The sequence below is a fragment of the Micromonospora sp. FIMYZ51 genome, assembly GCF_038246755.1.
Taxonomy (GTDB): domain Bacteria; phylum Actinomycetota; class Actinomycetes; order Mycobacteriales; family Micromonosporaceae; genus Micromonospora.
Map to the genome: position 1 here is coordinate 4921581 of NZ_CP134706.1, position 24339 is coordinate 4945919.

18 protein-coding genes and 1 pseudogene are annotated in these 24339 nt (G+C 71.0%); 11 read left to right on the forward strand and 8 right to left on the reverse strand.

What is annotated here, in order from left to right:
• Positions 1 to 414: 414 nt before the first annotated feature.
• The 3 genes from QQG74_RS21995 to QQG74_RS22005 form a co-directional block, all read right to left on the reverse strand.
• Entirely contained in the window at positions 415 to 1389 is a 975-nt protein-coding gene (locus QQG74_RS21995; protein ID WP_341716644.1) for an acetyltransferase, read from the reverse strand.
• 274 nt (positions 1390 to 1663) lie between these two features.
• Complete coding sequence (locus QQG74_RS22000; RefSeq protein ID WP_341716645.1) at positions 1664 to 2440, reverse strand: TetR/AcrR family transcriptional regulator; 777 nt, start codon at positions 2438 to 2440, stop codon at positions 1664 to 1666.
• 174 nt (positions 2441 to 2614) lie between these two features.
• Entirely contained in the window at positions 2615 to 5320 is a 2706-nt protein-coding gene (locus QQG74_RS22005; RefSeq protein WP_341716646.1) for a glucosidase, read from the reverse strand.
• 42 nt (positions 5321 to 5362) lie between these two features.
• Between QQG74_RS22005 and QQG74_RS22010 the strand changes: the two genes are divergently transcribed.
• From QQG74_RS22010 to QQG74_RS22060, 11 genes are all read left to right on the forward strand, one after another.
• Positions 5363 to 7294 (forward strand): amylo-alpha-1,6-glucosidase, encoded by a 1932-nt coding sequence (locus QQG74_RS22010; protein WP_341716647.1) that lies wholly within the window; start codon positions 5363 to 5365, stop codon positions 7292 to 7294.
• Between the two features lie 140 nt (positions 7295 to 7434).
• The gene (locus QQG74_RS22015) at positions 7435 to 8766 is read left to right on the forward strand and encodes a glycosyltransferase family 4 protein (RefSeq protein WP_341716648.1); all 1332 of its coding nucleotides are present in this window, start codon (positions 7435 to 7437) and stop codon (positions 8764 to 8766) included.
• A 60-nt stretch (positions 8767 to 8826) separates the two neighbouring features.
• Positions 8827 to 9486 (forward strand): DUF1707 domain-containing protein, encoded by a 660-nt coding sequence (locus QQG74_RS22020; protein ID WP_341716649.1) that lies wholly within the window; start codon positions 8827 to 8829, stop codon positions 9484 to 9486.
• Positions 9487 to 9581: 95 nt separating this feature from the next.
• Complete coding sequence (locus QQG74_RS22025; protein WP_341716650.1) at positions 9582 to 10385, forward strand: class I SAM-dependent methyltransferase; 804 nt, start codon at positions 9582 to 9584, stop codon at positions 10383 to 10385.
• A gap of 176 nt (positions 10386 to 10561) precedes the next feature.
• Positions 10562 to 11371, forward strand: a complete 810-nt coding sequence (locus QQG74_RS22030; RefSeq protein WP_341716651.1) for a metal-dependent hydrolase — start codon at positions 10562 to 10564, stop codon at positions 11369 to 11371.
• A gap of 278 nt (positions 11372 to 11649) precedes the next feature.
• Positions 11650 to 12711, forward strand: coding sequence for a LacI family DNA-binding transcriptional regulator (locus QQG74_RS22035; RefSeq protein WP_341716652.1), 1062 nt, complete (start codon positions 11650 to 11652; stop codon positions 12709 to 12711).
• A gap of 77 nt (positions 12712 to 12788) precedes the next feature.
• Positions 12789 to 14084, forward strand: a complete 1296-nt coding sequence (locus QQG74_RS22040) for an extracellular solute-binding protein (RefSeq protein WP_341716653.1) — start codon at positions 12789 to 12791, stop codon at positions 14082 to 14084.
• Between the two features lie 76 nt (positions 14085 to 14160).
• Entirely contained in the window at positions 14161 to 15132 is a 972-nt protein-coding gene (locus QQG74_RS22045; RefSeq protein ID WP_341716654.1) for a sugar ABC transporter permease, read from the forward strand.
• Positions 15132 to 16010, forward strand: a complete 879-nt coding sequence (locus QQG74_RS22050) for a carbohydrate ABC transporter permease (protein WP_341716655.1) — start codon at positions 15132 to 15134, stop codon at positions 16008 to 16010. The genes QQG74_RS22045 and QQG74_RS22050 overlap by 1 nt, the downstream gene beginning before the upstream one ends.
• Positions 16007 to 18238 (forward strand): alpha-xylosidase, encoded by a 2232-nt coding sequence (gene yicI, locus QQG74_RS22055; RefSeq protein WP_341716656.1) that lies wholly within the window; start codon positions 16007 to 16009, stop codon positions 18236 to 18238. Before QQG74_RS22050 ends, yicI begins: the two co-directional genes overlap by 4 nt.
• Entirely contained in the window at positions 18235 to 19632 is a 1398-nt protein-coding gene (locus QQG74_RS22060; RefSeq protein WP_341716657.1) for a GH1 family beta-glucosidase, read from the forward strand. The genes yicI and QQG74_RS22060 overlap by 4 nt, the downstream gene beginning before the upstream one ends.
• Positions 19633 to 19743: 111 nt before the next feature.
• Here QQG74_RS22060 and QQG74_RS22065 read toward each other — a convergent pair whose 3' ends face one another.
• The 5 genes and pseudogenes from QQG74_RS22065 to QQG74_RS22085 all read right to left on the reverse strand — a co-directional run bounded on the left by QQG74_RS22065 (position 19744) and on the right by QQG74_RS22085 (position 24326).
• Positions 19744 to 20337: an NTP transferase domain-containing protein gene (locus QQG74_RS22065; RefSeq protein WP_341716658.1), complete on the reverse strand. Its 594-nt coding sequence runs from the start codon at positions 20335 to 20337 to the stop codon at positions 19744 to 19746.
• Between the two features lie 498 nt (positions 20338 to 20835).
• Positions 20836 to 20922: pseudogene (locus tag QQG74_RS22070) on the reverse strand (polysaccharide deacetylase family protein); the annotation flags it as partial.
• Between the two features lie 101 nt (positions 20923 to 21023).
• Positions 21024 to 22658, reverse strand: coding sequence for a bifunctional 3'-5' exonuclease/DNA polymerase (locus tag QQG74_RS22075; protein ID WP_341716659.1), 1635 nt, complete (start codon positions 22656 to 22658; stop codon positions 21024 to 21026).
• Positions 22659 to 22763: 105 nt separating this feature from the next.
• Positions 22764 to 23159, reverse strand: coding sequence for a hypothetical protein (locus QQG74_RS22080; RefSeq protein WP_341716660.1), 396 nt, complete (start codon positions 23157 to 23159; stop codon positions 22764 to 22766).
• Positions 23160 to 23393: 234 nt separating this feature from the next.
• Positions 23394 to 24326, reverse strand: coding sequence for a carbohydrate ABC transporter permease (locus QQG74_RS22085; protein ID WP_341716661.1), 933 nt, complete (start codon positions 24324 to 24326; stop codon positions 23394 to 23396).
• Positions 24327 to 24339 lie beyond the last annotated feature (13 nt).

Genomic DNA, 24339 nt, shown 5'->3' on the forward strand with positions numbered 1-24339 from the left:
CTGGCGAGCTGCGGCGCACGACTGGCGTACCGGTCTCGCCAAGCCGAGATCCTGGTATGGAAGGGTGCTCCCATACCAGGATCTCGGGTCAGGGCCGGATGTGCGCCCGACCCTGACGCCGGTCCGGCGTGAGCAGCGGGCCAGGCCAAGCGCTGGCGCGGCGTGTCGACCAGCCCCAGCACGGTGCCAGCCCGCCTCGCACTCAGCTCCACGGTGCCCCACACACCGAACTTCGGCGCCGCGGCCCACCCCGGCGGGCTGCGGCGCCGAGGACGAGGCTAGGTCCCGTCCTGTCAGCTGACGAAGGTCGGGCCGGGCGATTACCGGCAGGGCGCAAAAACGGCAGCCTGGTGTAACACCGCACCGACCAGCAGCGCCGATCAAGATCGAGGGCAGGGCTCCCGGTCGGCGGGCTCAGGCCGGCGTGAAGACCACCCGGGAGCGCAACCGCCGGAAGCCGGTCCGCTCCAGTTCCGCCACCACGGCCACCCGGTGCGCGTCCACGTCGGCGATCACCTCGTACGCCCCGGCGTCGGCCAGAATCGCGACCGCGTCGACAAGCAGTTCACTGCGGGCCGCCGCGTCGAGCAAGCCAAGGTAGGCGATCATCGGATAGCAGGCGTCACCGACCGGTGCGGCCAGCCCGACGGGTTCGCTGCCGTCGAGCGCCACCCGCCAACCCGACGCCGGCCCGGTCAGCCGGGCCAGCGGATCACGGGCCAGGTCCACCCCACCGACCATCCGTGCCGTCTCCGCACCGGTAAGCAACTCCGGCTCAGCGATCCGGGCGGCCAACGATCTGATCTCCGCCGCGTCGGCGGCCGGCCGGATCGAGAACCGACCGGCGACGACCGGCAGCAACGACGACCGGACGGCGGAGGCCGCATCGGACGAGGGCCGGGCGGCGGGGGCGGCGCCAGACGACGACCGGTCTGCGGAGGTCGGCAGTGGACCGCCCGTCCACGAGCACCGGAGCCGCTCGCCGCCCTCGACCAGGCCCGCCAACCGGGCCGCCGCCATCGTGGCCTCGACCGTGGCCCGCACCTGCGGCTGCCGTCGCCAGTACGCCGGCGCCGAGGCGTAGTACGTCTTCGGCCCGCCGAGCGCCGCATGGGCGGTGCGCAGCAGCGCGCCACCCACCGCCGGCTCGGCGGCCAGGTCGAAACGTTCCAGCCACGGCTCCCCCACCGATCCGGGCGGCAACAGCCAGGCGGCCCGGCCGACCACCCGGCCGGCGCGCAGCGCGATCCAGGTGTGCTCGGGGCGGTAGCCGCCACCGGCGAGCCCGTCGGCGTAGCTCACCTGCCGCAGTTGCGGCAACGGGTCGGGCATCGAGTCGAACAGTGCTTCCTCGCCCGCGACGAGCGGACGGATGACCAGATCGGTCATGAGCGGATCCTCCGGGTACGCGGCGCCCCGGTCAGATCCGCGTGGACGCCGGGCCGCGGAGGGGGCGCAGAACGTTTGACATCGTCCTGACCTCCTTCCCACTCGACGGCGTGCCGCGACCCTACCCCCACCACCACACCCCCGTCACGCCCAATCAACTCGCCGATCTTGCACTTTCCGCCCCCGCAAATAGCAGCAAAAGGGGTACCCCGGCGACCGAAACTGCAAGATCGGCGCGGTGGGGTGGGGTGGGGTGGGGCGCGACGCGGGTGGGTTAGGGAGGGGGGAAGAGGTTTGTGGTTAACAGGTGTTCGCGTTGGTCTTGTGCCTCGGGGCGGAGGCGACCGCCTCGGGTGAGCATGACCAGGCCGTGCAGCAGGCTCCAGCCCAGCTCGGTCAGGGTGTCCGGGTCCCGACCGGCAGCCAACGGGGCCAGCGCCGCACGCAGCTCGTCGAAGGTCGCCGCGACCGTCTCGGGGACCTGCTCGGCACCAAGGGTCAGATCCGGGGTGTACGCGAACATGGCGTCGTAGATCTCCGGGTTGGCGTACGCGAAGTCCAGGTAGGCCGTCATCACCGCCGGCCACATCTCCGGCGGCCGGTCGACCGCCGTACGGGCGGCGGTCAGGGCGGCGGCCAGGTCGGCGAAGCCGCGTACCGCGACTGCGGCGAGCACCGCGTCCCGGTCGGCGAAACGCTGATAGAGCTCGCCGAGATCGACGTCGGCCCGCTCGGCCAGCCGGCGAGCGGTCACCGCAGGCCAGCCCTCGGCCTCGGCCAGCCGCCAGGCGGTGGCGACGATGGCGTCCCCGCCGATGCCAGGACCGTCCCCGTCCCGGTCGATGCCCGGCCCGTCCCCGCCGATGCCAGGACCGCCCCCGTCCCCGCCGATGCCCGGCCCGTCCCCGTCCCCGCCGACGCCCGGCCCGTCCCCGTCCCGGTCGATGCGCGGGTCACCCCTGCCCTGCTCACTGCCGGGACTGTCCCCATGCCGCTCGGTGCCCGGTTCGCCCTCGCCCTGCTCGGTGTCCGGGTCGTCTGCGCCCACCACGCCGCCGATGCTAGCGGCAGGCAACTCAGCGTGACCACGCGGCGACGGATTGACGACTCCTCGCGTTGGACAGCCGCGAGCGACTCCTCGCGTTGGACAGCCGCGAGCAGCTTCGCGTGACAGCCACGAACGGTTTCGCGTGGACGGCGGCTAGCGGTTTCGCGTGGACGGCGGCTAGCGGCGGAGGGTGAGGATGAGGTCGGCGACCAGGGCGCTCCAGCCGGTCTGGTGCCAGGCACCGAGGCCGGCGCCGTTGTCGCCGTGGAAGTACTCCGGGAAGGCGATCAGGTCGCGCCAGTCCGGGTGGGTCTGGAACAGCTGAGCCGCCCCGTAGATCGGCCGGCGGCCCCAGTCGTCCCGGGTGAACAGCGCGATCAGCCGGGCGGAGAGGTCGTCGGCGATCTCGTCGAGGGTCTTCTTCACCCCGGACCGGGTCGGGTACTCCACCTGAAGGTCGTCGCCGAAGAACGCCGCGTAGTCACGCAACGCGCTGATCAGCAGGAAGTTCGTCGGCATCCAGATCGGACCGCGCCAGTTGGAGTTGCCGCCGAAGAGGCCGCTCGTCGACTCGGCCGGCTCGTAGCCGACGCAGAACTCCTGTCCGCCGAGGGTCACCGCGAACGGCTTGTCCAGGTGGGCCCGGGACAGCGTGCGCAGGCCGTACTCGGAGAGGAACTCCTCGGTGTCCAGCATCCGGGCCAGCAGCCGCACCACCTGCTCCGGCCCGCACATGGAGAGCAGGCGCTGCTGGCGACCGTCCGGGCCGAGCCGCCGGGCGCCGACCACCGAGGCGTACTCGGGACGGTTGGTCAGGAACCAGCGCAGCCGGGCACCCAGCTCGGGCAGCCGGTGCAGGGTACGTGCGGTCAGCCGGGTCACCGCGGCCAGCGGCAGCAGCCCGACCACCGAACGTACCTTCAACGGCACCTTCGTGCCGTCGGCGAGCCGCAGCACGTCGTAGAAGAACGCGTCCTCGTCATCCCACAACCCCTGGTCGTACGCGGCTGCCGCGATGTACGCGAAGTGCTCGAAGAACTTCGTCGCGGTGTCCACCCAGGTGCGGTCGTGCTCGGCCAGCACGATGGCGATGTCGAGCAGGTTGAGCGCGTACATCGCCATCCAGCCGGTGCCGTCGGACTGCTCCAGCACCCCGGCCACCGGCAGTGCCGCCGACCGGTCGAACGGGCCGACGTTGTCCAGTCCGAGGAAACCGCCCTCGAAGACGTTGTTGCCGCCGGTGTCCTTGCGATTGACCCACCAGGTGAAGTTCATCAGCAGCTTGTGCATCATCCGGGCCAGGAAGTCGTGGTCCCGGCTGCCGTCGATCTCGAAGACCTTCAACGCCGCCCAGGCGTGCACCGGCGGGTTGACGTCACCGAACGCCCACTCGTACGCCGGGATCTGGCCATTGGGATGCAGGTACCACTCACGGAGCAGAAGCAGCAGTTGCTCCTTGGCGAAACCGGGGTCGACCCGGGCGATGCTCACGCAGTGGAAGGCCAGGTCCCAGGCGGCGTACCAGGGATATTCCCACGGGTCCGGCATGGAGATCACGTCGAAGCTGGTCATGTGCCACCAGGCGCTGTTGCGCCCGTGCCGGCGCCCGGCCGGCGGCGTCGACCCCGGATCGCCCTCCAGCCACCGCTTGACGTCGAAGTGGTAGAACTGCTTGCCCCACATCAGCCCGGCGATGGCCTGCCGGGCGATCAGCGTCTCGTCGGCGCTCGCCTCGGCCGGGATCACCCCGGCGAAGAACCGGTTCGCCTCGGCCCGCCGGGCCCAGACCACGGCGTCGAAGCCGGCGCCCAGGTCGGCCGGTGGCGGGTCGCCGTCGCCGGGCGGCGGCGCGGTACGGGTCAACCGCAGCCGGATCTGCCGCTGCTCGCCGGCCGGCACCTCCAGCACGTAGTGCAGCGCTGCCTTGGTGCCGGTCAGTTCCGGGTTCACCGTCGCCGCGCCGGTGACCACGTGGTCGTTGATGCCGTCCTTCGGGTACGGCGTGCGGCTGGGCAGCCCCCACAGCCGCTCGGCGTTGGTGTCGTTGTCGCAGAGCAGGGGCGTCGGCGCGCCGTCGCCTTCGAGCACGAGCTGTCCCAGCACCCAGTGCTCGCCGACCAGCCGGCCCCCCTCGCCGACGATCCGCGGCACCCGGTCGTCCGTGCCGGGCAGCCCCCACGCCCAGGTGTTGCGGAACCACAGGTGCGGCAGCACGTGCAGGGTTTCTGGCCGGTCGGCCCGGTTGGCCACGGTCACCACGACGCAGAGGTCCGTCGGGCTGGCCTTCGCGTAGTCGACGGTCACCGCCCAGTACCGGTCATCGTCGAAGATGCCGGTGTCGACAAGCTCGTACTCGGTGTCGTCCCGGCCGCGCAGCGCGTTCACCGCGACCAGTTCGTCGTACGGGAAGGCGGTCTGCGGGTAGTGGTAGCGCCACCGCATCCACGAGTGGGTGGGCGTGGAGTCCTCGTACCACCAGTATTCCTTGACGTCCTCGCCGTGGTTGCCGCTGTCGCCGCCGAGGCCGAACATCCGCTCCTTGATGATCGGATCACGGCCGTTCCAGAGAGCGAGGGCGAAACAGAACGTCTGCCGGTCGTCACAGACGCCCGCCATGCCGTCCTCGGACCACCGGTACGCTCGGGAGCGCGCGTGATCGTGGGGAAAGTAGTCCCACGCCGTGCCGTGTTCGCTGTAGTCCTCCCGTACCGTCCCCCACGCCCGCTCGGACAGATAGGGGCCCCATGCGCGCCAGTCCTGCTCGCCGGCGTCGGCCTGGGCCAGCCGAATGCGCTCGGCGTCGGGAGCCGGGGCGGAGGGCGTACCGTCGGTGATCACCTGACCATTTTCGACGCCGCCGGGGTACTTCACCACAGCGGCCATTGTCGTCGTGTCCTGTTACACCTCGCCGCCGGTGGAGGAAAGTTGAGTGAGATTCGCTTCGGTTCCCAGGTCTGTGGCGAGCTGACCAGCGCCGCCGGTCGGGAATGGCTGGTGCCCGACGGCCGCGGCGGCTACGCCATGGGCACCGTCGGCGGGTTGCGCACCCGCCGCTACCACGGGCTGCTGGTGGTGCCGGGCGAAACCCCGGCCGCCCGCAAGGTGGCACTCGCCAGCCTCGACCCGGCGGTGCTGCTGCCCTCCGGGGCCCGGGTACGCCTCGGCGCGCACGAGTGGGTCTCCGGCGATGTCGACCCGCGCGGCTTCGAGCTGCTGGAGCGCTTCGACCTGACCGACGGGCTGCCCCGCTGGCGGTGGCGCATCGGCGACGTGGTGATCGAGCGGGAGCTGGCGATGCTGCCCGGCCGCTCCTGCGTGGCGGTGTTGCACCGGCTGGTCAGCGGCGGTCCGGTGGAGCTGGAACTGGCTGCCGCCGGCACCTGGCGCGACGCGCACGGCGAGCGCCGGGCCGACGGGCCGCCGCTGCGGATGGACCCGGTCGACGGCGGCGCGATCATCGAGGGGGCGTACCGGCTGGCCGGGCCGGGCTGGACGCCGCACGGCCACTGGTGGCGGGGCGCCTACTACCGCGAGGAGGCGGCGCGCGGCCTGCACCCGGAGGAGGACCTGTGGTACGCGGGCCAGTTCCGGGACACCCTGCGCCGCCCCGGCGACACGGTGTCGGTGCTGGCCTGGGCCGACGACCTGGCGCAGGAGCCGCCGCCGGCGGCGCAGGTGGTGGCGGCGGCCCGGCAGCGCAACCGGGCGGTGGTGGCGGCGGCCAAGCCGACCGATCCGGTCCAGGCGACCCTGGCGTTGGCCGCCGACGCGTTCGTGGTGCAGACCGCCACCGGGCCGGACGTGGTGGCCGGCTACCCGTGGTTCGGTGCCTGGTCGCGGGACACGATGATCTCCTACGAGGGGCTGTTCCTCTGCACCGGCCGGGCCGACCTCGGCCGGGAGCTGCTGCGCTCGTACGCGGCGACGCTGTCGGAGGGAATGCTTGCCAACACCGCCGACACCGGCCGGGTCGAGTACAACACCGTGGACGGCACGCTGTGGTTCCTGCACGCGGTGAGCCGGCACGTCACGGTCACCGGCGACACCGACCTCGGTGACGAGCTGCTGCCGGCACTGCACGCGGTGATCGACGCCCACCTGGCCGGCACCCGGTACGGCATCGGCGTCGACCCGGCCGACGGCCTGCTCACCGCCGGTGCCGCCGGTGCCGCGCTGACCTGGATGGACGCCCGGGTCTACGGGGTACCGGTCACTCCCCGGCACGGCAAGCCGGTCGAGGTGAACGCGCTGTGGATCAACGGCCTGGCCGGGATCGCCGAGCTGGCCGAGTTGGCCGGGCGGGACGCCGACGCGCTGCACCGGCTGCACGAGCGGGCGACCAAGGCGTTCCGGGACCGCTTCCCCACCCCGGGCGGCTGGTTGCACGACGTGGTGGACGCCCCCGCGCCGGCGTACCCGCTTGGCGGCGCGGCCTACCACGACGACGACCTGCTCCGCCCCAACCAGCTGTTGGCCTGGTCGCTGCCGTTCGCACCGCTGGAGCCGGACCCGGTGACGCTGGGCCGGGTCGGTGCCGGGCTGCTCACCCCGCTCGGCCCGCGCAGCCTCTCCCCCGACTGCCCCGGCTTCATCGGCCGGCACGGCGGCGGTCCGGCCGAGCGGGACAGCGCGTACCACCAGGGCACCGTCTGGCCCTGGCTGATCGGCCCGTACGCCGACGCCAGCCGCCGGGCCGGGTTGCCTGTCGACGAGCTGTTCGTCGGTCTGGAGGCGCATCTGGGCGAGTACGGTCTCGGCTCGGTGAGCGAGACCGCCGACGGTCTCGCCCCGCACACCGCCACCGGCTGCCCCTTCCAGGCCTGGTCGGTGGCGGAACTGCTGCGCGCTCGCCGGTAGCGCTTTACACCCCCGCAACGGGTACGTCTCCGCAGGTTATCCAGGTGCGACAAGGATTGGTCCCGATCCACCCGCGATACCAACGCCGCCCGCCACGGGCCGGCTGGCGGCTGCGCGGAGACAAGTCAAAGGGGGCGCGTATGTCACCGAACGCCGACGTGATCGACATCAACCCCGCACGGTCGCAGCGGGTGCTGCTGCTGTCCTGGGAGTACCCACCCGTCCTCGTCGGCGGTCTCGGCCGACACGTGCACGCCCTCTCCGTCGCCCTGGCCGCCGCCGGTCACCAGGTCACCGTCGTCACCCGGCACGCCGACGGCGTGCCGTTGGAGGAACACCGCGACGGGGTACGGATCATCCGCGCCGCCGAGGACCCGGTCACCTTCCCGCTGGCCACCAGCTCGCTGCTGGCCTGGACGATGGCGTTCAACCACACCCTGACCCGGGCGGCCCTGCGCGCCGCCGACACCGGCGACTACGACGTCATCCACGCGCACGACTGGCTGGTCGCGCACACCGCGATCACGCTCGCCGAGCACCTGCACCTGCCGCTGGTGACCACCATGCACGCCACCGAAGCGGGCCGGCACCAGGGTTGGCTGCCCGAGGAGATGAACCGCACCATCCACGGTGTCGAACACTGGCTGAGCAACGCCTCGACCCGGCTGATCGCCTGCTCCGGCTACATGCGCGAGCAGGTGAACATGCTCTTCGACGTGCCCGGCGGCCGGGTCGACGTGGTACCCAACGGCGTCGACGACCGGGCCTGGCGGGCCCGCCCGCGCGCGGTCGCCTCGGCCCGCGCCCGCTTCGCCGGGGACGGTCCACTGATCGGGTACGCCGGCCGGCTGGTCTACGAGAAGGGTGTGCAGCACCTGGTGGACGCGGTCCCGCAGCTGCGCGACCGGCACCCCGGGCTGCGGGTGCTGATCGCCGGCGACGGGCCCTACCGGGGCGAGTTGGAGGAGCGGATTCACCAGCTCGGGCTCGGCGGCACCGTACGCTTCACCGGGTTTCTCGACAACACCCAGCTCCCGGCGGTGCTCGGCGCCACCGACGCGACAGTCGTACCGAGCCTCTACGAGCCCTTCGGCATGGTGGCCCTGGAGGCGGCGGCGGCCGGCGCACCGCTGGCCGTGGCGCGTACCGGCGGCCTGGCCGAGATCGTCGAGCCGGGCGTCACCGGGGTCACCTTCCCGCACAGCGACCCGCCGGCTCTGGCCGGCGCGGTCGACCAGTTGCTCGGCGACGAGGTCTTCGCCCGCCGGGTCGCCCGTCAGGCCCGCAGCATGGTCGGCCGGCGGTACGGCTGGGCCACCATCGCCGCCCGCACCGCCGAGACGTACGCCACCGCCCGCCGCGACTACGCGCCGACGCGCACGCTGCACGCCACCGACTTCGTACCGGCGCCCCGCCGGCCGATCGCCATCCCGGACGGCAACCTCCTCGCACTGAGCAGCGCCGCCTGTTGACCAGCCGACCACACGTACGGGCGTGGACCCGGGGGCCGGCAGTGGAACTGCCGGCCCCGGGTGGTCGCCGTCGCCGCCGGCCCCAGCTGGCTGGCTCCCGGCGTGGTGCGCAGCGCCAGTAGGCTCGGGCAGGTGGAGTTGGAACGGCACAACGACGATGACCGGCTGCGCGTCTCCGACCGGGAGCGGGAGGAGGTCGTGGAGCTGCTCGGCAAGGCCACGGCCGAGGGCCGGCTCACCCTCGACGAGTACACCGAGCGGGCCGGTGCCGCCCACGCCGCGCAGACCCGTGGCGAGCTGGCCCGGCTGACCACCGACCTGCCGGGCGCGCCCGGCCGCTCACCCGCATCTGCGGGCGGTGCGCTCGCCCCGGCGTCGGAGAAGCTGCTGGCCGTCTTCGGCGACGAGGTACGCAAGGGCGCCTGGCCGGTGCCGGAGCACATCGACGCCCGCGCGATCTTCGGCGACTGCCGCATCGAGCTGCACGAGACCCGGATGCCCCGGCAGTCGATCACCGTCGACGCGGAGGCGATCTTCGGCAACGTCACGATCGTGGTGCCGGAGGGTACGGACGTCCGGCTCACCGGCAGCGCTGTCTTCGGCAGCAAGAAATCCAAGCTGAACGGCCCGGTCATCCCCGGTGGCCCGGTCATCGAGGTGCGCTGCCGCGCCATCTTCGGCGACATCACCGTCCGCCCGCCGCGCAAGCGCTGGTGGTGACGCCGGCATCGACCTCGACGTGTCCCACCCGTACCAGCACCCCGGACGCATCGACATCGGTAATCCCATTGCCGACTTTGCCGCATTCGCGTTGAGTGAAGGCCGTGCAGTGGGTACGGGATTTCTATTCGCGGACCGGAATGTGGTGGGGTCCGGCCGAGGCGCGGATCGGCGAAGGCGATCACAATCGCGTGTCGCTGCTCCATCAGCACGCCGGTGCCGGCCCGGCTCGGGTGTTGGAACTGGGCAGTGGTTACGGAACCACGGCTGCCCTGACCGCGCGGGCTGGTCATGCGGTCACGGCGGTCGACATCAGCGATCGGGTGGACTTCGCCGCCACGCTGCGGGCTGACGTTGCCCCGGGGTCCCTGACCATCATCAAGGACGATTTCTACTCGGTGGAGTTGTCGGGCCAGTTCGATGTCGTCTGCTACTGGGACGGCTTCGGAGTCGGGTCCGACGCCGACCAGCGCAGGCTCCTCCACAGGATCGCCAGCCGGTGGCTGAGGCCGGGCGGTACCGCTCTGATCGACGTCTACAACCCCTTCGTCTGGGCTCGGTGGGACGGCGACGAGGAGCACAAGCTGCCGAACCGCGACCTGGGGTACGAGTACGAGCTGTTCCACCGCGTCAGCTTCGACCCCGTGACGTGCACCGCGACCGGCACCTGGTGGGACGCCGCCCACCCGGATGAGAAAATCAGCCAGCGGCTTCGCTGCTACACGCCCGCAGACCTCGCGCTCCTGCTTGCCGGCACCACGTTGGCACTTTCTGCGATCACGGCGGGGGAACACACATTTCGTCCAGCACACCAGCCGGACGACAGCGGCCTGCTCCGTCAGCACCATTCCTATCTCGCCGTGCTGCGTCACCAGTCGGCCGACGCTCCGGCACCGTGAGCGTGGCGTCCCGACGCTTGTACAGGTGGCCACGCACAGCCGGCCCGAACTCCGCGCTCCGCCGACCACAACCCGGTGCCGTCCGTTGTGGACGATCCCGGGCATCCCCTGCGCTCCGCCGCAAACTACAGTGACGTAGTTTTGGCGCTCAAGATCCCTGGGGAGGGCGAGCCGAGATGATGGGACCGTCGCACGCGCTGTCCGGCGCGGCGGTATGGCTGAGCGGGTCCTGGGCGCTACAGCACTTCTACGACTACGAGCAGTCGCCGCTGGCACTGGCCGTCGGTACGGCCGTCTGCGCCGGTGGCGCGCTGCTGCCCGACCTCGACCTGTCCGGCAAGGTGACCCGCAACAAGGGCGGCGCCACGGTGGCCCGTACGTTCGGGGTCTTCTCGCTCTTCATCGCCGAGGTGGTGGAGAAGATCTCGCTTGGCGTCTACTACGCCACCAAGCTGAGCCGCGACCCGAAGCGCAACAACGGCCACCGCACACTGACCCACACCATCCCGTTCACCGTGCTGCTCGGGTGGGGCACCACCACCCTTTGCGCCAACTACGGCAAGTGGGCGGTGATCGGCATCCTCTTCTTCATGATCGGCCTGGCCCTGCGCGGCCTGTTCGACAAGTGGGCCGAGCGCGCCGGCTGGCTCATCGTCACCCTGGTCTCGGCCGGCGCGGCCGTCTTCACCGCCGCCAACCTGCCCGGCGATCGAGGCTATCCGATGATCGGCCTCGCGGTCGGGGTGGGCGCCTTCGTGCACATCATCGGCGACATGATCACCCGGGCCGGGGTGCCGATCCTCTGGCCGATTCCGATCAAGCGCCGGATGTGGACGCCGATCAGTTTGCCCGACAAGATCGCGCTGCGCGCCGGTGGCCGGGTGGAGATCGTCTTCGTCCGCACCGGCCTGACCATCGTCTCGGTCCTGTCCGCCCTGGGCCTGGTCGCCCCCTCCGTACTCCAAAAACTAACCCAAGACCTCTAACCCCACCCCCACCCCACCCTCACCCCCACCCCACCCCACGCTTCGTCGATCTTGCACTTTTCGTCGGGACAAAAGCCTCCCAAGCCGGCATTACGGCGACCGAAAGTGCAAGATCAACGGGGCGGGGTGGGGCGGGGAGCGGGGCGGGGAGCGGGGGTGGGGTGGTTTTGTTATGGGCTATTGACGTGGTTGTAACAGGTGGCCTAGTTTTCCAGTCGAAGCGTTTCGACTAAGCGCTTCGACTGGCACCCCGGGACGACGGCGAGGGGGAGGTGCCGATGGCCACCATGCACGACGTCGCGCGGCTCGCCCGAGTCTCGGTCAGCACGGTGTCGTACGTGTTGACCGGTGCCCGCCCGATTTCCCAGGCCACCCGGGACAAGGTCCTCGCCGCCATGGCCGAGCTGGACTACCAGCCCAACGCCATGGCCCGCGGGCTGGCCAGCCGGCGCAGCCGGATCCTCGGGCTGCTGCTACCGATGGACGAGCGGGGGCTCGGTGCCACCGAGACCGCCTTCGTCACCGGCGCGGCGGCGGCCGCCAGCACTGCCGGTTACCACCTGGTGCTCTCCCCGATCGGGGTCGGCGATCTCAACGAGTTGCGCCGGTTGGCCAGCCAACGCATGTTCGACGGCGCGCTGCTGATGGAGGTGCAGCTGCACGACCCCCGGGTCGACGTGCTGCGCGAGGTGGGCGTGCCGTTCGTGTTGATCGGCCGCACCGCCGACACCACCGGCCTGTCGTACGTGGACATCGACTTCGACCAGACCGTCCGGGCGGCGGTCGGTCACCTGGTGGGCCTCGGCCACCGCCGGATCGTCTACGTCAACCACTCGGCCGGCACCATCGCCGAGGGTTACGGCCCGGCGCTGCGTACCCGCGACGCGTTCACCGCCGCGATGGCCGAGCGCGGGCTGGAACCGCTGATGATCCCGGCGGAGGACAGCGCGGCCGGCGGCCGGGCGGCGTTGGCCACCGCCCTGCGCCAGGCACCCGACCTGACCGCGATCCTGGCGATGAACGAGAGCGCCGTCTTCGGCCTGCTCGGGGAGTTGACCGCCCGGGGTCGCCGCGTGCCGGGTGACGTCTCGGTCGTCTCGATGGTCACCTCGCCGCAGGTCGCCGAGTTGGCCACCCCGGCGCTTACCGCGATGAACTCGCCCGGCTCGGCGCTGGGCCGGATCGCCATCGAGACGCTGCTGCGGCACGTCGACGCCGGCAACGGCGAGATCCACGAACAGCTGCTGCCCTGCACCTTGGAGGTCCGTGGATCCAGCGGAGCACCACGTACGGGGGGCGGGGCAGCTGGTTATCCGGGGGCGGACGGCCCCCGACATTGAAAGCAGCCCGTCGCCGCGCTGCCACGCGACGACGGGCTCACGGAGTACCGGCTCGATACTCATCAGGGAGACTAGCAATGCGACGATTTCGCAGAGTAGCCGTGGTGGCGATGGTGGCCGCGCTCACGGCGACCGGCCTGGCCGCCTGTGGCGACGGCGACGACAGTGGTGACGCCAACGTCCTCAAACTCTGGCACTACGAGAGCGCGAACAGCGCGATGGGGATCGCCTGGGACCGGGCCATCGAGATCTTCAAGGAAGAACACGAGGGCGTCGAGGTGCGCTTCGAGCGCAAGGCGTTCGAGCAGATCCAGCAGAACGCCGGCATGATCATCAACTCGTCCGAGGGCCCGGACATCATGGAGTACAACAAGGGCAACGCCACCTCCGGCCTGCTCTCCTCGCAGGGCCTGCTCACCGACCTCACCGAGGAGGCCACCAAGCGGGGTTGGGACACGGCGCTGAGCCCCAGCCTCCAGACCACCGCCCGGTACGACAACGGCGTGATGGGCTCGGGCAACTGGTACGGCGTGCCCAACTACGGCGAGTACGTGATGGTCTACTACAACAAGGAACTCTTCGCCGAGCACGGGGTGCGCGTCCCGACCACGCTCGCCGAGTTCACCTCGGCAATGGACACCTTCGTCGCCAAGGGCGTCACGCCGCTGGGCATGGCCGGCGCCGAATATCCGGCCGGCCAGCTCTTCTACCAGCTCGCGCTCTCCCGCGCCGACCGCAGCTTCGTCAACGACTACCAGCTGTACGCCAACCCGGTGGACTTCAAGGCCGACCCGGTCAGGTACGGCGCGGAGACCTTCGCCGAGTGGGTCGGCAAGGGCTACCTCGCCAAGGACTCGGCCAGCCTGAAGGCCGAGGACATGGGTACCGCCTTCATCTCCGGCAAGACGCCGATGATCGTCTCGGGCAGCTGGTGGTACGGCCGGTTCAAGAGCGAGATCACATTCGACTGGGACAGTTTCCTCTTCCCCGGCAACACCCTGCACGCCGGCTCGTCGGGCAACCTCTGGGTGGTTCCGGAGACCAGCAAGGCCAAGAACCTGGCGTACGACTTCATCGACATCACGCTGCGTCCGGAGATCCAGGCGTTGATCGGCAACAACGGCGGCGTACCGGTCTCCGGTGACCCGGCCACGATCAGCGACGCCAAGGACCGCCGGCTGATCGAGAACTTCAACGCCATCAGTTCCCAGGACGGTCTGGCGTTCTATCCGGACTGGCCGGTGCCCGGCTACTACGACGTACTGGTCTCCGGTTTCCAGAGCCTGATCAACCAGTCCAAGACGCCCGATCAGGTCCTCGACGCGATCGCCAAGCCCTACCAGGACGGCGTCGCGGAGATCAAGCGCGACTGAGCGGCGGCCTGGGGTGGGCGTCCACCGGACGCCACCGGCGCGCCGGTACGCCCGCCCCAGGCGTGGAAGGACCACGATGGCAGTCCCTGACAGCGTCGCCGCCAGCCGGCCGACGACCACGTCACCCAAGACCCCGGCGGCCACCACGAACCGCCGCCGTCCCGACGCCGCCTACTGGCTCTATCTGCTGCCCGGCGCGCTGCTCTTCCTGCTCGTCATCGGCGGCCCGCTGGTCTACACCGGCTACCTCTCGCTGACCAGGTGGTCCGGCGTGGGCGAGCCCAGCTTCATCGGCCTGGAGAACTACCGCACCCTGCTCACCGACGACGTCTTCTGGACCTCGTTCCGCAACACCGTCGCGATGATCGTCGCGATGGTGGTGGTGCCCACCCTTGTCGGGTTGGTGCTCGCCGCGGTTCTCTTCGACACCATCGGTCGCCGGTTCCGCCCGCGCACCGCCGCCGCGCTGCGGGCCGCGTTCTACCTGCCGCAGGTGCTCCCGGTCGTGGTGGCCGGCATCGTCTGGGGCTGGATCCTGCGACCGGACGGCGCGCTCAACGGGTTGCTCGACGCGATCGGGCTCGGCGCGCTCAGCCACGACTGGCTCGGCGATCCGGGCACCGCGCTGCCGGTGGTGATGGCGGTGATGATCTGGGTGCAGATCGGCTATCCCGTGGTCGTCTTCATGGCCGCCCTGGAACGGGTGAATCCGGAACTGTACGAGGCGGCGGAGATCGACGGTGCCGGCTGGTGGCGGCGGTTCCGGGCGATCACCCTGGCGCAGATCCGGCCGGAGACCTTCGTGGTCGGCCTGACCTGCACGATCGCGGCGATGAAGGTGTTCGGCCCGATCTACGCGCTGACCCGGGGCGGGCCGGAGAACGCCACGAACGTGCCGTCGTACTTCGCGTACTTCACCTTCTTCAAGCGGCTGAACGTCGGCTACGGCTCGGCCATCTCGATGGTGCTGACCTTGATCATCGTGGTGGTGGCGGTGCTGTTCATCCGGGCGCAGAACCGGGCCGAACGACGGGACGGAGCACTCTGATGGCCGTCACCCTCGCCACCCCGCCCCGGGTCACCCGACGACCGGCCGACCGGCACCGGCGCGGGGTCGGCCGGTGGATCGTGCTCGCCCTGGTCGGCGCCGCCGCACTGGTCATGCTTGTGCCGTTCGCGTTCATGCTGCTCAACGCCTTCAAGTCGCCCGGTGACTACTCGACAAACGGCCCGCTGAGCTGGCCGACCGAGTTCTACACCACGGGCCTGCGGACGTACTGGGAACAGGTCGACTTTCCGGTCAAACTCTGGAACTCGATGGTCATCTCCGGCTCGGTCGCGGTGCTCGCCGTGCTGGTGTCGCTGCTCAGCGCGTACGCCCTCGGCATCGGCCGGGTCCGCGGCCGGCTCTGGATCATCGGCCTCTTCCTGCTTGCCAACATGCTGCCGCAGGAGGCGTTGATCTATCCGCTCTACCACTTCGCCAAGGAGGTCGGGCTCTACAACACCCGGCTGGCGGTGATCATCATCTTCACCGTCATCCAGGCCGCCTTCGGCACCTACCTGCTCGCCTCGGTGCTCGGCACGTTCCCCAGAACGTTGCTGGAGGCCGCCGCGCTCGACGGCGCCGGCAGGTGGCGGATCCTGTGGCGGGTGGTGCTGCCCAACATCCGGCCCACCATCTCGGTGCTGCTGGTGTTCTTCTTCATCTGGACCTGGAACGAGTTCCTCATCCCCCTGGTCATGCTTATCGACAACCAGACCCAGACCGTGCCGGTCGCGCTCGCGTCGTTGCAGGGCGACCGGCTGATGGACGCCCCCACCACAAACGCCGGGTCACTGCTCAGCCTGCTCCCGGCGATCCTGTTCTTCCTCGTCTTCCAGCGCACCCTCGCGCGCGGCATCACGGCAGGAGCCGACAAGTGAAGTTCACCGACGGGTACTGGCAACTGCGTCCCGGCGTCACCGTGCTGCGTCCCGGCACGGTCGAGTCGGTCGAGCCGGACGAGCGGGCGGTCACCGTGTTCGCGCCGATCGGAAAGATCACCGGACGCGGCGACACCCTCAACCGGCCGGTCGTCACCGTACGCTTCTTCTCCCCCGCCCCCGGCGTGGTCGGGGTGACCGTCGGGCACCACAGTGGTGGGCTGCCCAAACAGCCGCGTTTCAGGCTCGCCGAGCGCACCGACCATCCGGTGCAGGTGGAGGTGACCGGGCTCAGCGCCCGGTTGGCCACCGGCGAGTTGACCGTCCGGGTCGCGCTGACCGGCCCCTGGCGGGTCGACTTCCTGCGCGGCGACCGGCTGGTCACCTCGTCCACCGAGCGCAGCATCGGCGTGGTCACCGACGCCGAGGGCGGCAAGTACGTGCACGACCGGCTGGCCCTCGGCGTCGGTGAGACGATCTACGGGCTCGGCGAGCGCTTCGGGGCGTACGTCAAGAACGGCCAGACCGTCGACATCTGGAACGCCGACGGCGGCACGGCCAGCGAGCAGGCGTACAAGAACGTGCCGTTCTACCTGAGCAGCGCCGGGTACGGCGTCTTCGTCGACCACCCGGAGCACGTCTCCTTCGAGGTGGGCTCCGAGGTGGTCTCACAGACCCAGTTCAGCGTGCCGGGGCAGTCGCTCACCTACTACCTGATCGACGGCCCCACCCTCAAGGACGTGCTGCGCCGGTACACCGCGCTGACCGGCCGCCCGGCCCGGGTGCCCGCCTGGTCGTACGGGCTCTGGCTCTCCACCTCGTTCACCACCTCGTACGACGAGAAGACGGTGACCGAGTTCATCGACGGGATGGCCGAGCGGGACCTGCCGCTGTCGGTGTTCCACTTCGACTGCTTCTGGATGCGCCAGTTCCACTGGGTCGACTTCATCTGGGACCCGGCCACCTTCCCCGACCCGGAGGGGATGCTGCGCCGGCTGCACGAGCGCGGCCTGAAGGTGTGTGTCTGGATCAACCCGTACATCGCCCAGCGGTCGTACCTGTTCGAGGAGGGACGGCAGGCCGGTTACCTGGTCCGCAACCCGGACGGGTCGATCTGGCAGTGGGACAAGTGGCAGGCCGGCATGGCGCTTGTCGACTTCACCAACCCGGAAGCCGCCGCCTGGTACGCCGGCAAGCTCAAGACCCTGCTCGACATGGGGGTCGACTGCTTCAAGACCGACTTCGGCGAGCGCATCCCGACCGACGTGGTCTGGCACGACGGCTCCGACCCGCAGCGGATGCACAACTACTACTCGTACCTCTACAACAAGACCGTGTTCGAGTTGCTGGCGGCGGAGCGCGGCGAGGGCGAGGCGGTGGTCTTCGCCCGCTCGGCGACCGCCGGTGGGCAGCAGTTCCCGGTGCACTGGGGCGGCGACTGCGAGTCCACCTTCGTGGCGATGGCCGAGTCGCTGCGCGGCGGGCTGTCGCTGGCCGCCTCGGGGTTCGGCTACTGGAGCCACGACATCGGCGGCTTCGAGGGCACCCCGGACCCGGCGGTGTTCAAGCGGTGGATCGCCTTCGGGCTGCTCTCCTCGCACTCGCGGCTGCACGGCTCCGGCTCCTACCGGGTGCCGTGGGCGTACGACGACGAGGCGGTCGACGTGCTGCGCCGGTTCACCCGGCTCAAGCTGAGCCTGATGCCGTACCTGGCGGCGGCGGCCGAGGAGGCGCACCGCGAGGGCGTACCGGTGATGCGACCGATGGTGCTGGAGTTCCCGGACGACCCGACCACGGCCTACCTCGACCGGCAGTACATGCTCGGGCCGGACCTGCTCGTCGCGCCGGTGATGAGCGCCGACGGGCAGGTGACCTACTACGTGCCGGCCGGTGCCTGGACGCATCTGACGACCGGCGGGCAGGTCACCGGGCCGGGTTGGGTGACCGAGAAGCACGGCTTCGACAGCCTGCCGGTGTTGGCTCGGCCCGGCTCGGTCATCCCGTTCGGCTCGGTCACCGACCGGCCCGACTATCCGTGGGCCGACGGGGTCCGGTTGCGGCTCTTCGCTCCGGCGCCGGGCCAGCGGACCCGGGTCCGGATACCGTCGCCCGATGGCGGCCCGGGCACCGAGTTCGACGTGCACTACCAGGACGGGACGGCCACCGCCGAGGTGGTGGCCGGCGAGTCGTCGGGATACCGCTGCGAGGTCACGGAGGTGACGAAATGAACGACGTCGTATTTCCGCCGGGATTTGTCTGGGGTTCGGCGACGGCGGCGTACCAGATCGAGGGCGCGGCCAAGGAGGACGGCCGAGGACCGTCGATCTGGGACACCTACAGTCACACGCCGGGCCGCACCCTGAACGGGGACACCGGCGACGTGGCGGCCGACCACTACCACCGCTGGGCCGACGACCTCGACCAGGTGGCCGCGCTCGGGCTCGGCGCGTACCGGTTCTCCATCGCCTGGCCACGGGTGCAGCCCGGCGGGTCGGGGCCGGTCAACCAGGCCGGGGTGGACTTCTACTCCCGGCTGGTGGACCGGCTGCTCGAACTGGGCATCCGGCCGGTGGCCACGCTCTACCACTGGGACCTGCCGCAGGAGTTGGAGGACGCCGGGGGTTGGCCGGCGCGGGACACCGCATCACGCTTCGCCGACTACGCGACGAAGATCGTCGGGGCGCTCGGCGACCGGGTGCACACCTGGACGACGTTCAACGAACCGTGGTGCTCGGCGTACCTCGGTTACGCCTCCGGGGTGCACGCGCCGGGCCGCACCGAACCGGCGGCGGCACTCGCCGCCGTACACCATCTGAACCTGGCGCACGGCCTGGCCGGGCGGGTGGTCCGCGACCTGGCACCCGCCGCGCAGCTGTCGGTCACGTTGAACCTGCACGTGATCCGTCCGGCGTCGGATTCGGTGGCCGACGCCGACGCGGTACGCCGGATCGACGCGCTGGCCAACCGGGCGTTCCTCGGGCCGATGCTGGACGGGGCTTACCCGGCGGACCTGCTCGCCGACACCGCCGGGGTCACCGACTGGTCGTTCGTCCGCGACGGCGACGAGCGGACCGCGGCCGTGCCGCTGGACATGCTCGGCGTCAACTACTACTCGACCACGTTGGTCCGCACCTGGGACGGCGCGTCGCCCAAGTCGGACTCGGACGGGCACGGTCGCTCGGCGCACTCGGCCTGGGTCGGCTCGGAGCAGGTCGAGTTCCTGCCCCAGCCCGGCCCGTACACGGCGATGGGCTGGAACATCGAGCCGGCCGGCCTGACCGAGTTGCTGCTGCGGCTGCACCGGGAGTACCCCGACCTGCCGCTGATGATCACCGAGAACGGCGCCGCCTTCCCGGACGAGGTCTCCCCCGACGGCGCGATCCACGACGACCGGCGGGTCGACTACCTGCGCCGGCACATCGCCGCCACGGCCGCGGCGATGGCCGCCGGTGCCGACGTGCGGGGCTACTTCGTCTGGTCGCTGCTGGACAACTTCGAGTGGGCGTACGGCTACGACCGCCGCTTCGGCATCATCCGCGTCGACTACGACACCCAGGCCCGCACCTGGAAAGACTCCGCCCACTGGTACCGCCGGCTGACCACCACCAACCGCCTCCCCTAGCCCGCCCGCCCAGCCTCGTCGATCATGGAGTTTCCGTCCCGGCACAAGGGACAGCAGGGTGCATTTCGGCGACCAGAACTCCATGATCGGCGAGAGCAGGGCGGGGTGGGGTCAGGCGCCGACGCGCTGTTCGGGTACGGAGAGGCCGTAGAGGGCCATCAGTTCGGGGCTGTCGACCCGGTTGCCGTCGGCCACCGAGTCGCAGGCGATGTCGACGATCTGGTCCTTGTGCGCCAGCAGGTAGGGGCGGGCACCGACGTCGGCGCTGGCCAGGGTGGCGATCCCCGGCCAGTGCCGGCGACCGAACAGCATCGGGTAGCCGCGCAGTCCGTGGTAGGTGGCGCAGACCAGCACGTCGGGGAAGGGCAGCGCGGTCACCCGGCGGACCGCCGCAGCGGTCAGCCCCGGCATGTCGACCGGTACCACCACCACCGCCTCGACCTCCTCGTCGTCGACGCCGGCCAGACCGGCGCGGATGGACGAGCCGACCCCGGTACCCCACGCCCGGTTCACCACCACCGTGGCGCGGTCCAGGTCGGCGGTGGCGCGGACCTGGTCGGCCGCGGCACCGAGGACGACCACGATCTGCCCACAGCCCGCCTCCGTCAGTGTGTCGATCATCTGGTCGACCAGCGGCTTGCCGCCCTGGTGCAGCAGGGCCTCCGGGCCGCCGATCCGGCGGCCACCCCCCGCGGCGATGATCATTCCTGCGATCCGGTTCAGAGCCCGCGCTCCCTCCAGCGTGGGGACCGGCAGGCACCGTGGCGCTGTCCGTCCCGTCCGACGCACACCGTGAGCAACGATCGCGGCTGCGGGAGAGTGGCGGGGCAAATAACATAAAATTGGGCACAGCGGACGACTCGGGTCAGCAGCCGTTCCCACCGCACCCCGGGGTAGTCACCGTGCTCACTCAGGAACTGGTCGAACTCGTCGAGGGTGAGCGACTTGACGCAACGGGAACCGTGTCGACCGCTACGGATTCGATCGATGCAGCTGCCGTCCGAGCCCGGGGAGGAACCGGCCGACCCGGGCGGCGTACGCGCTCCACGCCTCGCCGTGCACCCGGGCCAGGTAGGGCTCCTCGACCGCGCGGACCTGAAGTTGGAGCGCCGCGACGAGCGTGCCGGCCGCGGCGAGGCTGACCGGGTTGGGCACCATGGCGGCCAGTCCGACGGTGGTGACCGCCACGCCGCCACCAGCGCGCACCGCGCCCGGCGTCAGCACCCCGTACGGGGGCCGGTACCAGCGCGGCAGTTCGCCCGTCACCGCCGCGGTCCGGTCCCGGGCCCGGGTCAGCAGCCGCAGGAAATGCAGTACGGCCGCCGGGTTACCCGCTCCGATCGAGATCTGGCCCGGTGTCCGGCTCGCCGGACAATGCGCGGCGACCCGGCTCAGGTCGCGTCGGCGTAGCAGCGCACGACCGACAGATCCAGCGGGAAGCGCACCGCGGTGGCGCCGAAGAGCAGCGTGGTGGCTCGCTGCCCGGCCCGCTCGACCGCTTCGGTGACCCGCTCGGTCTGCTCGGCCGGACAGTGCACCAGCACCTCGTCGTGCTGGAAGAAGACCAGCTCGGCGTCGGTGCCGGCCAGCTCACCCCGGAGCACCGCCAGCAGCGTCGAGGCCCATTCGGCGGCGGTGGCCTGGATGACGAAGTTGCGGGTGAACCGGCCCCGGGAACGGGCCGCCCGGGCCCGCGGTGAGCGGGGATCATGCAGCGGCTCCGGTTCGGCACCCTCGTCCGCGGCGAAGCCCACCGTCCCAGGTGGGCAGGTACGGCCGAGCCACGAGCGCACCAACCCACCGGCCTCGCCGGTCCGCGCCGCCGCCTCCACGTAGCCGAACGCGGTCGGATAGTTGCGCCGCAACACCGCCAGGGCCGGCACCGCCGCCCCACCGGTCTGCCCGTACATCGCCCCGAGCAGGGCCACCTTGGCCCGGCCCCGGTCGCCGCCGAACGCGTCCCGCGCCAGCGCGGCGTAGAGGTCACCGGTCGCGCCCGCCCGAGCCAGCCCGACGTCGTTGGAGACCGCCGCCAACACCCGCGGCTCCAACTGCCCGGCGTCGGCCACCACGAACCGCCAACCCGGGTCGGCCACCGCAGCCCGCCGGATCACCTTCGGGATCTGCAACGCGCCACCGCCCCGGGTCGCCCACCGGCCGGAGACCACCCCACCGGGGACGTACTCGGGGCGGAACCGGCCGTCGCGGACCCAGGCGTCCCGCCAGGTCCAGCCGTGCGCCGTCCAGATCCGGTACAGCTCCTTGTACGCCAGGATCAGCGGGACCGCCGGATGGTCGACCCCGCGCAGCACCCAGGACCGGGTGTTGGGCAGGTCGATACCGGCCCGGGAGAAGGCGCGCAGCAGCTCGGCCGGGGAGTCGGCATGCAGCTGGCGTACGCCGAACGCCTCGGCGATCCGGGCGGCCAGGTCGGCGAGTCGGCGCGGTGGCCCGCCCACCGGGGACGGCTCGCCGAGCAGCTCGGTGAGGATCGTGTCGTGCACGTCGACCCGCCAGGGCAGCCCGGCCGCCCCCATCTCGGCGGCGATCAGTGCCCCGGCCGACTCGGCGGCCACCAGCAGGCGGAACCGGCCGGGATGCCCGGTCGCCGCGATGCGGTCGAGTTGGTCGGCGTACACCCGGGTCAAGGCGGTGATGTCGGGGCCCGGCGGCCCGGGCACGGCCTCGAAGAGCGCGGCCTGCCCGGCCCCGGGTGGGGCGGCGGCCCGCGGCGGCGGATCGGGCGGCACCGGGGCGCCGGTCAGCCGGGCCCAGGCCGCCGCCAGGGAACGCGGCTCACCCCAGCGGCCGGCGTGGCCGAGCAGCAGGGACTCGGTCAGCTCGACGTCGTGACAGCGCTCGACCCGGACTCCGGCGCGCAGCAGGCCGGGGTAGAGGGTCGTGCCGGAGGCCCAGACCCAGCGGGGCCGGTCCGCGACCTCCCGCGCGGCGACGGCGGCGGCGAGGTCGGTGACGGGCTCGGCCGGACCCGCGCACCGCCCGTCCGAGCGCAGCGGGCAGAGCACGCCCGCACCGCCCTCCCCGCCACCACCGCGACCAGCACACCCCCATCCTGCCCGTAGCCACCGACACGCTCCCGCGCCTCGGTTCGCCCGGGCGGGGCTACGGGATCACCACACGCAGGGCTGCGTGTGGACCTTCACCTTCGTCACGATCCCGGGCCAGTACGTGTCCTGCCCGTTGCCGGGGGTGAGGCAGATGGTGAAGGGGCCCCACGGCGAGTCATGCCTCCAGCGGAAGGTGATGTCGACGTTGCGGGAGGTGTTGTTGTAGAACAGCCCTCCCGGGACCTCGCCGGACCAGTCGGTGCTGGTCGCCAGGGCCGGCGTCACCCATGGGTCCCATTCGGGCCAGAGGCAGAACACGCCCTGCGGGCAGTTCCCGGACGGCCAGATTCCGTTTGACGCCTGAGCGGGGGCTGCCGAGGCGGGAGGGGCGGCGACCAGCACGCCAGCGACGGTCGCGGCGACAGCGATGGTCGCGGCGACAGCGATGGACTTCAGCACGCTTCACCTGCTTTCCGTGAGACAAGTATCGACGTCCATCGAACTTACTCGTTAAGATATTGACGAGTCAAGCACCTGATGTCGGTTCACTCACCACGGATGAAGCGCGACGACGGGGCTGCGAAACCGTTTCGGCGCCATGGCGACCCACCCCCGCCGGACGGGCCGCACTACGGCATCACCTGGCTCTCGTCCTCGATTGATCAGCCAAGGATGAGCTGGCGGGGCGTCGCGCTACTTGACCGCGCCGGCGGTGAGGCCGGACTGGATCTGGCGCTGGAAGAAGGCGTACACCACGATCATCGGCAGGATGGAGAGGGTGAGCGCGGCGAACAGGGCCGCCCAGTCCGCCTCGTAACCGGCCGAGGTGGAGATGCTGGCGATGCCCTGGGTGAGCACCCACTTCTGCTCGGCGCCCCGGCCCTGCATGAGCGCCACCGGCAGCAGGTACTGGTTCCACTGCCCGATGACGTTGAAGATCGCGATGCTGACCAGGGCCGGTCGCGCCATCGGCATCATGATCGAGAAGAACAGCCGGGTGTGTGAGGCGCCGTCGATCATCGCGGCCTCGGCCACCGAATGCGGCAGCGTCTTGAAGAACGCGGCCAGGAAGAAGACGGTGAACGGCAGCGAGTACGCGATGTAGACCAGGATCAGGCCGGTGTAGGTGTTGAGCAGGCCCAGGTTGTTGACCACCAGGAAGAGCGGTACCAGGGCGAGGAAGACCGGGAAGGCCAGCCCGGAGACGAACAGGTAGTAGACCACCCGGTTGCCCGGGAACGGATAGCGCGCCAACACGTACGCGGCCATCGCACCGAACAGCATGGTGCCGGCGGTGCTGAGCGTCACCACGAAGACGCTGTTCAGGAAGTACCGGCCGACGTTCGCCTCGCTCCACGCCCGGGCGTAGCTGTCGAAGTTGAACGTGCCGGGCAGGGCGAACGGGTTGCCGAGGAAGATCTCGGTGTTGGTCTTGAACGAGGCGAGGATGGTCCACAGCAGCGGAGCGATCACCAGGATCGCCCAGACCAGCAGGGCCAGGTGACCGAGGCCGCTGAGCACGCCCACCTCGGAGTCGCGGCCCCGACGGCCCAGCCGGCCCCGCCCCGGACCGGGAGGATTGGCGGCCGGGGCGGCGGGGGCGCTGGGTGCGATGTCGGTCGTCATTGCGGGTCCCGCC